9 protein-coding genes are annotated in these 8856 nt (G+C 40.8%); 2 read left to right on the top strand and 7 right to left on the bottom strand.

Features of this window, described 5'->3' with window-relative positions; all coding sequences use genetic code 11:
* The coding region (locus RMY16_RS32735) for a hypothetical protein (protein ID WP_322739865.1) at positions 1–734 on the bottom strand (734 nt) is incomplete at its 3' end.
* Positions 735–916: 182 nt separating this feature from the next.
* Positions 917–1318 (bottom strand): hypothetical protein, encoded by a 402-nt coding sequence (locus RMY16_RS32730; protein ID WP_322739864.1) that lies wholly within the window; start codon positions 1316–1318, stop codon positions 917–919.
* A 690-nt stretch (positions 1319–2008) separates the two neighbouring features.
* On the opposite strand from RMY16_RS32730, the gene RMY16_RS32725 reads away from it, so the two are divergent.
* A complete protein-coding gene (locus tag RMY16_RS32725) occupies positions 2009–2329 on the top strand; it encodes a 2Fe-2S iron-sulfur cluster-binding protein (protein ID WP_322739863.1) in 321 nt (106 codons plus the stop codon).
* A 146-nt stretch (positions 2330–2475) separates the two neighbouring features.
* Positions 2476–2655: a hypothetical protein gene (locus RMY16_RS32720; protein WP_322739862.1), complete on the top strand. Its 180-nt coding sequence runs from the start codon at positions 2476–2478 to the stop codon at positions 2653–2655.
* A 178-nt stretch (positions 2656–2833) separates the two neighbouring features.
* Here the strand turns inward: RMY16_RS32720 and RMY16_RS32715 are convergent, their stop codons facing one another.
* The 5 genes from RMY16_RS32715 to ssuD form a co-directional block, all read right to left on the bottom strand.
* Complete coding sequence (locus RMY16_RS32715; RefSeq protein ID WP_322739861.1) at positions 2834–4189, bottom strand: (Fe-S)-binding protein; 1356 nt, start codon at positions 4187–4189, stop codon at positions 2834–2836.
* A gap of 54 nt (positions 4190–4243) precedes the next feature.
* On the bottom strand, positions 4244–5581 hold the full coding sequence (locus RMY16_RS32710) for an FAD-binding oxidoreductase (protein ID WP_322739860.1): 1338 nt from the start codon (positions 5579–5581) through the stop codon (positions 4244–4246).
* 625 nt (positions 5582–6206) lie between these two features.
* The gene (ssuE, locus tag RMY16_RS32705; RefSeq protein ID WP_322666854.1) at positions 6207–6773 is read right to left on the bottom strand and encodes an NADPH-dependent FMN reductase; all 567 of its coding nucleotides are present in this window, start codon (positions 6771–6773) and stop codon (positions 6207–6209) included.
* Positions 6770–7408: a carbonic anhydrase gene (locus tag RMY16_RS32700; RefSeq protein WP_322739859.1), complete on the bottom strand. Its 639-nt coding sequence runs from the start codon at positions 7406–7408 to the stop codon at positions 6770–6772. The genes ssuE and RMY16_RS32700 overlap by 4 nt, the downstream gene beginning before the upstream one ends.
* Positions 7409–7435: 27 nt before the next feature.
* Positions 7436–8596 (bottom strand): FMNH2-dependent alkanesulfonate monooxygenase, encoded by a 1161-nt coding sequence (gene ssuD / locus RMY16_RS32695; RefSeq protein ID WP_322739858.1) that lies wholly within the window; start codon positions 8594–8596, stop codon positions 7436–7438.
* Positions 8597–8856: the final 260 nt, after the last annotated feature.

Here is an 8856-nt window from a genome sequence, read left to right as displayed (position 1 = left end):
CCCTCTTGCCTTCCCTCTTGCCTTCCCTCTTCTTTGGCTTGTTCTCTGTCTCTTTGATAAAGTGGTTCTAACCGCATAATTAACTCCCTATCATCTGCTTCTAATTCTTGGTTTACTCTCAAGTTTTCGCGCAAGTTGTAAACTAATTCGAGAGTTGCTTTCTGGTATGGATGATCTAATGGTAACGCTTGCAACTCCATAACTGCTTGTGACTGCACACTTCCCCTTCCTAAAAGCTTCAACCATAATGTCTCTGGTGTTTGGGGTAGTTGGTGTATTCCTACAATTGCTGTTCGCAAGGCATCTGGCAGAAAATGCACTCCTGATAACCAACCTGTTTTTTGTATAGTTCCAAAGCTAGACAATCTAGTTTCAGATATGGTAGGTGTAAGAACCCACAATTTTGGAATTTCGGAGTCCTGAAGTTTGGTTTTATTTGCTTTAGCTTCTCGTCGCAGGAGAGCCTTTATTTCTAATAATTTGAGAATACAGTCGCAGATTTCATCGGTAGAAGCTGGATTGCGGTATGGTTCTATAATTGCAGGCTGTTGGGCAAATCTTCCTAGCAAACCCAGTATTTGTATATTAGAGCTTTGCTGTTTGGCAGGAGTGAATAAAACATCTATTTCTTTAATCTCTCCTGATATTTTTTCTGATGCCTTGACTTCTCCGTAATCTTTTAATAATTCTTCTAGATAGTCTTTGGCAAATTTATCATGGATAAACCTGGTCATTCAATTTTAAAATTTAGGAAGTTCTGGATTAATGCATTATTATATAGCAGCCCTGGATTATTCGTGATGAAATAGATCCCCGACTTCTTTGAGAAGTCGGGGATCTGCTGAACACCTTTAATTTTCACAGATACTATTCTAAAAAAGTTAAAAGCAGATTATATAAGCCTTTTGACTTCCCGTTAGGGCGTGGCGGTTATTGTATTTTCATCTGATGTTTTATCTGTGTTAGATTTCAAGCGTGTCAATCTACTTTTACGGATACGTTCGCTGTCTCTAACGCCACCTGCAAGTTCATATTCATTGCTGTTTTTGCCGTACTTGCAACCAACCCACGTGAGCATTTTATCTGAAACCTGACTTAAGGTTTTTTCCATCTCATCCAGCTTATTTCTAGAAGAGCCAATCATAGCTATAGCAGCATTATAATCATCAAGGGTATTGTGAAAATTGTCTATTAATTGAGTCAGGTTTTGCAAGTTACAAGTATCATCAAAATTGATATTTGGATCGATAGCTTTCAGCCCGGCAACTCTAAACTCAGCTTTTTCTAAAATCCGGGAACTACGTTTTCTTCGAGTCATAAATTTACACTTTTAATAGCTTTACACAGCTATTGTGTCTCAGTTAAACTGGATTCTGGTTCAGCAAAAAGCGCATTTTTCGTAGCAAAATTTTTTATTTATGTCCGTGATTTCTCGGAATTTATTATCAAAAGTTGATTTTCAGTCAAGCATTGCTGTGCCGCTACAAATGGTCTGTATTCTATGTCAACAGCGATCGCTTTAACTTTAAGCCTTTATGTTCTAGCTCTAAGGCTTAATGTTGTAACCTTAAGTCTTAATGTTATGACCTTAAGGCTTAATGTTATGACCTTAAGGCTTAATGTTATAACCTTAAGGCTTAATGTTCTAGCTCTAAGGCTTAATGCTATAACTTTAAGAGCCAACATTGTAACATTGATGACCAAAGTTCGTTGGTGAGTGCAACCATCGCTACATAGTGTATATTGTTAATTTACAGCGATCGCAGAGTTGGAAAAATTTCACTAAAAATCAAAAGCTTACTCTGTAAGCCTTTTGACTTCCGCGTAGGGTATTAGTTTGTGATACATTAACAGAGATGTGGTGTCAACTTTCCAAGACATTGGAACAATGCCAAAAGGCAGACTTAACAGTTGAGTTAGGGTCAAAAATTTTTATAGTAACATCTGGATATTTTTAACTAATTCAGATAGACTAATAAGTTTGTCCGTAGCATCACTTCTTTTGTATATGCCCAAAACTTACACCGTAGAAATTGATCACCAAGGCAAAATTCATACCTTGCAAGTTCCTGAAAATGAAACGATCTTATCAGTTGCTGAAGCTGCTGGTTTGGAACTGCCAAGTTCTTGTAATGCAGGTGTTTGCACAACTTGCGCCGGTCAAATAAGCCAGGGAACTGTGGATCAAACTGATGGTATGGGCGTTAGTCCAGATTTGCAAAAGCAAGGTTACGTATTGCTTTGTATTGCCAAACCCCTTTCTGATTTGAAAATTCAGACGGAAAAAGAAGATGCACTTTATCAGTTACAATTTGGCAAAGGCAAATAATCAGCGAACAGTTATCAGTATATCAGATGATTATTCATAACTGAATAACTGTTCACGGAGATTACCAAATCTGATAAATTACACAAGTATTTCATTGCAGATGAAATCAGCTATTCTAGAAACTAGAAATTAACAGGATTTACCAAATGACGACTCATTTTATTACCGCAGAAATTGATTTACAAGAAACTCCCGCAGAATTACTAGAAGTAATTGAAACAGAGTTAAACAAACAAGGCGAACCTCTGCGTTGGGCAGTTACTTCCGTGGACGTTGACGAACAAAAAGCTACAGTTGAAGCCGTGGTGACTAAAGTCGGTAGTTAAGAGTAATTCAATTTTGGATTTTGGATTGATGAAAAAATCTAAAATCCAAAACTGTCACTGGCAGAGTTAGAAGTTTATGGCTTCTAATTTACGGTAAGATATCTCTCTAAATTAGGTTTTAACCTAGACAGGATAACAGCCGGACATGATATAAATGCACAACGTAGCTAGCAAACGTCTACAATTTCAATTTCTCACCGCGAATCGAATAATCTAATAACTCCATCGGGTGAATAACTGAAATTTTCTTACCTTGCAACTGCAAATGCTTAGTAATTTGCAAAGTACACCCAGGATTAGCAGAAGCAATTAACTCAGCACCAGTATTCAACAAATTCTCTACTTTTTGCCGACCCAATTCTTCAGACACTTCTGGTTGCAGCATATTATAAACCCCTGCACTGCCACAACATAAAGCTGCATCTATTGGTTCTCTCAACTTCACCCCTGGAATTTGTCGCAACACCTGACGTGGTTGGACGCTAATCTTTTGTCCATGCAATAAATGACAAGCATCTTGATAAACTAAGTTCAAAGGTTTATCAGTCAATGGTGAAAGTTTCGCTGTTAACCCAACAGTTGCTAAAAACTCTTGAGCATCTTTAACTTTCGCTGCAAAATCCTTTGCTTTTTCCCGATATTCTAGGTCATCTTCTAAAATATGACCGTACTCTTTTAAGGTATGACCGCAACCAGCAGCATTGATAATTACAAAATCGACATCTGTCTTAGCAAAACTATCAATCATCTGCCTTGCTAAAGCTTGCGCCTGTTCTGTTTGTCCTTGGTGTTCAGGAAGCGCTGCACAACAACCTTGAGATTTGGGAATCACAACTTCACAACCATTTGCTGTTAAAACGCGCACAGTGGCTTCATTTACGGGGGAGAAAAACAAGCGTTGGACGCAACCCAAAATTACCCCGACTCGATACCGCTTTTCACCTTTAGCAGGAATCACAGTAGGCAAATTATCTTGAAAAGATTTGAGAGTAATTTCTGGCAGAATTGATTCCATTGCTGCCAAACGGGGCGATATTTTATTTAGTAAACCCGTAGCCCGAAATAACTTAGCAAAGCCTAACTTTTGATAAACTAATAACGGAACTAATAAAACCCGTAAAAGGTTAGGATAAGGAAACAAAGAAAATATCAGTTGACGAAAAAATTGATCTGGTAAACTACGGGGATAATTGCGTTCAACTTGATGACGAGTTGCAGAAATTAATTTGTCATATTGCACACCCGAAGGACAAGTACTCACACAAGCAAGACAGCCCAAACAAGAATCAAAATGTTCTACCGTTGCCGTATTTAGAGCAATCTCACCCTCGTTAATTGCATCCATTAAATAGATACGTCCTCTAGGAGAATCCATCTCTTTACCCAGCACCCGATAACTGGGACAAGTTGAGAGACAAAATCCACAATGTACACAACTATCAATCAACTTTGGCTCAGGTGGATGATTAACATCAAACCCCTTCAAATTCTTTAAACTAGCCGTATTATTAACAGAATTATCTGAAACTTGCATATTTCTACTTTTCCCCTCTTCCTTTGCATCCTTCGAGTCCTTCGCGGTTCGTTCTTAAATTCCACCTACAAACCGACCAGGACTTAAAATATTCTTACTATCAAACTGTTCCTTAATACGGCGCATCAACGGTAAAGCATTCCCCGTATAACCCCAAACATCTATTTGTTCTTTAACCCCAACTGGTGCTGACAGAATTGTTAAAAAACCTTTATTCGCTTGAGTGCGAGAGCTTACAGCAGAGCCTAGCTGATCGCGGATTTTCAAAACTTGATTTTTACTCTCTAATTGTAACAAACCTAAACCACTACTAATATGAATTAAACCCAACTCCACCTGAGTCAAAACCTCCACAGCAGCAGTAGGTAACACTCCTATTTTGCAGGTAATTACAGATTCTGTAGCAGTACTATGTATTCGTTCCTGCAATCTCTGCCATAGATTAGCTTCATCATCATCGGCAAAAATTGCCCCATTTAACCCTAACTTTTGTGCAACTTCCAAAACTCGGTTTGATTGTTCCTTAACACTCTCACTAATACTTTGGAAGCGAGCAATTAATCCCAGCCCTTCACCCAATCCTAAACTAGACACCAATTTAGTTGATAGCAAATCAGCCTGAACTGGTGTTAACGCCGAACCCCGAAGGATATCAGCCGCTTGAGATACAGCCTCAGCTTTCCCAGTTAGTACCACCGTCCCCGATGCCTCGGCTAGCGGATACAGGCGAAAGGTTAGTTGACTAATAAAGCCTAATGTGCCATAAGACCCCGTAAGCAACTTCATCAAGTCATATCCGGCGACATTTTTAACTACTCTTCCCCCAGCTTTGGCGATTTCTCCGTCAGCACGGACAAAGGTAATACCTAGTAACTGGTCGCGCACACTGCCATAACGTTGCCGCAGAGAACCTGTATCACCTGTGGCAACAATACCGCCAATGGTTGCTGACTCTGGTGCTGTGGGGTCAAGGGCGAGGAATTGCCGCGATTTTGCCAAAAGTGCTTGCAAATCAGAGAACTTCATCCCAGCTTCTACGGTGACAGTCAAATCGCCAACGGCGTGTTCAATCAGTTGGTTGATGCGTTCTGTACTAACTACAACATCAATGCTTTTTGCTAAACCACCCCAGCTAAGTTTACTCCCACTACCACAGGGAAGGACGCGCCAGTTATTTGCGTGAGCCGTGGTAATGACTGCGGCTAGCTGTTCTTGACTGCGGGGATAGACAATACAACTGGGTGAATTTCCAGAAGCTATAGCTTGTTGGATACGTTTTTGCTGACTGAGTTCGATATTTTCCCAAAGGCAAATAGCATTTTCTTCACCGACGATAGATGCAAGTTCAGAAGCGCAGACGCCTTGCGGCTTGTCGTTAGACATCGCTTTCATTGAGTTTATTTTTTTACGCCCTACTTCTAATTTACTGGCTAACCTGGCCAAAAAAGCACATTGCCATTAATATACGGTGGCTTTTAATATGAAAAGCGGTTCCTACGGCTGGTTGCGCCAATGACAGCTTGTAATTAGCGCCAAATAAAAGAAAGTTTGTTTTTCTAGCGATCGCTACTCATTTACAATAAACTTTTTACCGCCTTTGTTAAAGCTGAATAAAGTTATGATGCTCTTGTATTAACAGCGATCGCCCTTTGGTTGGGTAAGGTATTAGCCTTATCCAACCTATAATTTTGTGAATTTGTTGATAAACTTTCAAATTTAAGTGGAGAAAGTAGTAGATGAGTAAATTTAACTCATCTACTACAGGTAGAGTTAGGAGACAATTTGCATATATACAAGATATTTTGTAGAAAAATTATCAATTATAGCGGTGTTATTTGAATAGACTATAGAAGTTGAGAGATAAGTATGAGTGTAGGCTATAAATAATTTTAATATTGCAATAAAAGTGCGATTTCTGAAAGTAAAGTTATGTGGATCTGATGAACTTTAAAAAAAGTAACAGATGGGTAAAAATTACCCCTCTGCTACGAGCAAACGGAGGTATAAACTTGATTATTTAATTGGCATGAACCAATTCTTGAGGCGCTGCGGCATCATATTCTACAGCTTTAACAAATTCCTTGAGAACGTCTTTGAGTCTTTGCTCAATTTCCTCATCTAACAGAACGCTGTTATCGGCTTGGCGTTGAATTTGTTTGTCTACTGCATAAACAGTAGCGAGGATATGCCGCGCTCCTAATTCAGATAACACAGGTTTTAGGGCATATTCAATTGCTAATAAATGAGCGATCGTTCCACCCAGAGCAATTGGTAACACAGGTTTACCTGTTAATGATTTTTGTGGCAGCAAATCTAGAAATGTTTTTAGCACTCCTGTGTAAGCAGCTTTGTAAATTGGGGTGGCAATAATCACACCATCTGCCTTTGCTAATAAAGCTTTTGGCTGTTCTAAAGCAGGGCTGTCGTATCGTCCAAAAACTAAATCTTCAGCAGGCAAATCCCGAACTGAAATAATGTCTACGTGCAACCCTTCTTGCTGTAAAAGCTGGGCAGTGTATTCGACAACACCATAGGTTCTAGATGGATGGGTTGGGCTACCTGCGATCGCTAAAATATTTGTCATTCAATTAAACTCCCAATTTCTAAAACGGGTTCAGTATGTTTTGTGGTTTTGGTATTCATCGCTGATGCTGTGTTGACTTTCTCACTCAAGCGTTTGTAAGGATGGCGCAAACTCATACTCTCTACTTCCCAGATGTAGCCATGAATAACTACATCTTGGGGAATTAAAGGAGAATTCCGCAGTAATTCCACCTGCTGTGTGCAGATTTCATCCACATCGGTAAAGGTTTTGATCCATTTAGAAAAAACGCCTTTTGGTAGCTTCAACTCTGGCAAAGCAGGATCGACATTAACTCGATCCACGTCAATACCTTGATTTCGCAATACCTCACTGAGAAAATCTCCTGATGCTGTCATCATGCCACATTCGGTATGATTAATAACGATGATTTCTTTGGTGCCAAAAAACTGTGTAGTTAACATCGCTGACCGAATTGCATCATCTGTAACTAACCCCCCAGCATTACGGAAAATATGAGCATCTCCTTCACCAATTCCTAATGCTTTCTCCACTGGTAAACGTTCATCCATGCAAGCCAGTACCCACAAGCGTTTATTGTTAGGTATTCCCAACTGACGACGCAATACACACGCTTCTTTTTCTGAGATTTTTTGGTCGATTTGTTGGTGCAGCATAGCTATTAATCTCCTAGTTCATAACTACTAGGATATGGACGTTGCTCTTTCTTGAAGCTTTTGCTTAGGGAAATCTTCATTTGCCACAATCTCGCCGAATGGACTTAAGACGTGTTGCTTGTCCACTGTGGGTAAATTTTCTAATGGCAAATGGGGAAATAGAAGTTCTGCAACTCGATAAGCTTCCTCTAGGTGGGGATAGCCAGAGAGGATAAAGGACTCAATACCTAAATCTCCATATTCTAATATCCTGGCAGCTACGGTTTGGGGATCTCCTACTAAGGCTGTTCCCGCACCACCCCGAACTAAACCGACTCCCGCCCACAGGTTCGGGCTAATCTCTAATGCCTCACGATTACCGTGGTGTAATTGAGTCATTCGCTGTTGCCCAACTGAATCCATCCGGGCGTAAGCTTTTTGGGCTTTAGCGATCGCTTCGTCATCCACATACTTAATCAATTGATTCGCTGCATCCCAAGCTTCGCTCTCGGTTTCGCGCACAATTACATGTAGGCGAATCCCAAATCGCAAAGTCCGGCCTTGTATTTCTGCAAGTCTGCGAACTGCTGCAATCTTCTCGGCTACTTGCGCCGGTGGTTCACCCCAAGTTAGATAGACATCTACGTGCTTGGCAGCAATTTTTTGAGCAACAGGAGAAGAACCCCCAAACCACAATGGTGGATATGGCTTTTGGACGGGTGGAAACAGCAGTTTACCATCTTGAATATTGAGATAATCACCCTGAAGATTGGCTTGTTCTCCACTAGCGATCGCTCGCCATACTGTTAAAAATTCATCTGTTAATTCATAGCGCTGATCGTGATCCAAATGCAAGCCATCTCCCGCTAACTCCACGGGATCGCCACCGGTCACGACATTAATTAGCAAGCGTCCCCCAGAGAGGCGATCAAAAGTCGCCGCCATCCGCGCCGCTACTCCAGGTGATACCAAGCCGGGACGAATCGCTACCAAAAAACGCATTTGTCGCGTTAGTGATACCAACGTTGACGCTACAATCCAAGCATCTTCGCAAGAACGTCCCGTGGGCAGCAATGCCCCTGTATAACCAAGGTCATCCACTGCTTGGGCAATCTGCCGCAGATAAGGAAAGCTTACTGCCCGTCCACCTGTAGCAGTTGCAAGGTAACGTCCGTCGCCATGAGTTGGGATGAACCATAGTAGCTGCATGAATTCTGTCCTTCTAAACTCCGGCAAATCGATAGAATTACCGTGTTTTATTGATAGTTTTTAGAGTATCACATATTCCATTTAAGTAAGCAAGAGGTTTTCTGAAAACTCCGGTATTCCTATTAGACCAATGTATATTAGCCAACGTCCAAAAAACTAGCATTGGGTATTGGTATTAGGCACAATAGACAGAGGCACAGAGGGAAAAACTTACTGCAACTTCTCCCCTGCTCCCCTGCTACCCTGCTCCCCTGCTCCCC

Origin of the sequence: Nostoc sp. DedQUE12b (assembly GCF_034530835.1) — a bacterium.
Lineage (GTDB): Bacteria > Cyanobacteriota > Cyanobacteriia > Cyanobacteriales > Nostocaceae > Nostoc.
Note: the sequence above shows the minus strand (reverse complement) of the source record. Positions and strands in the feature narration are given on the sequence as shown.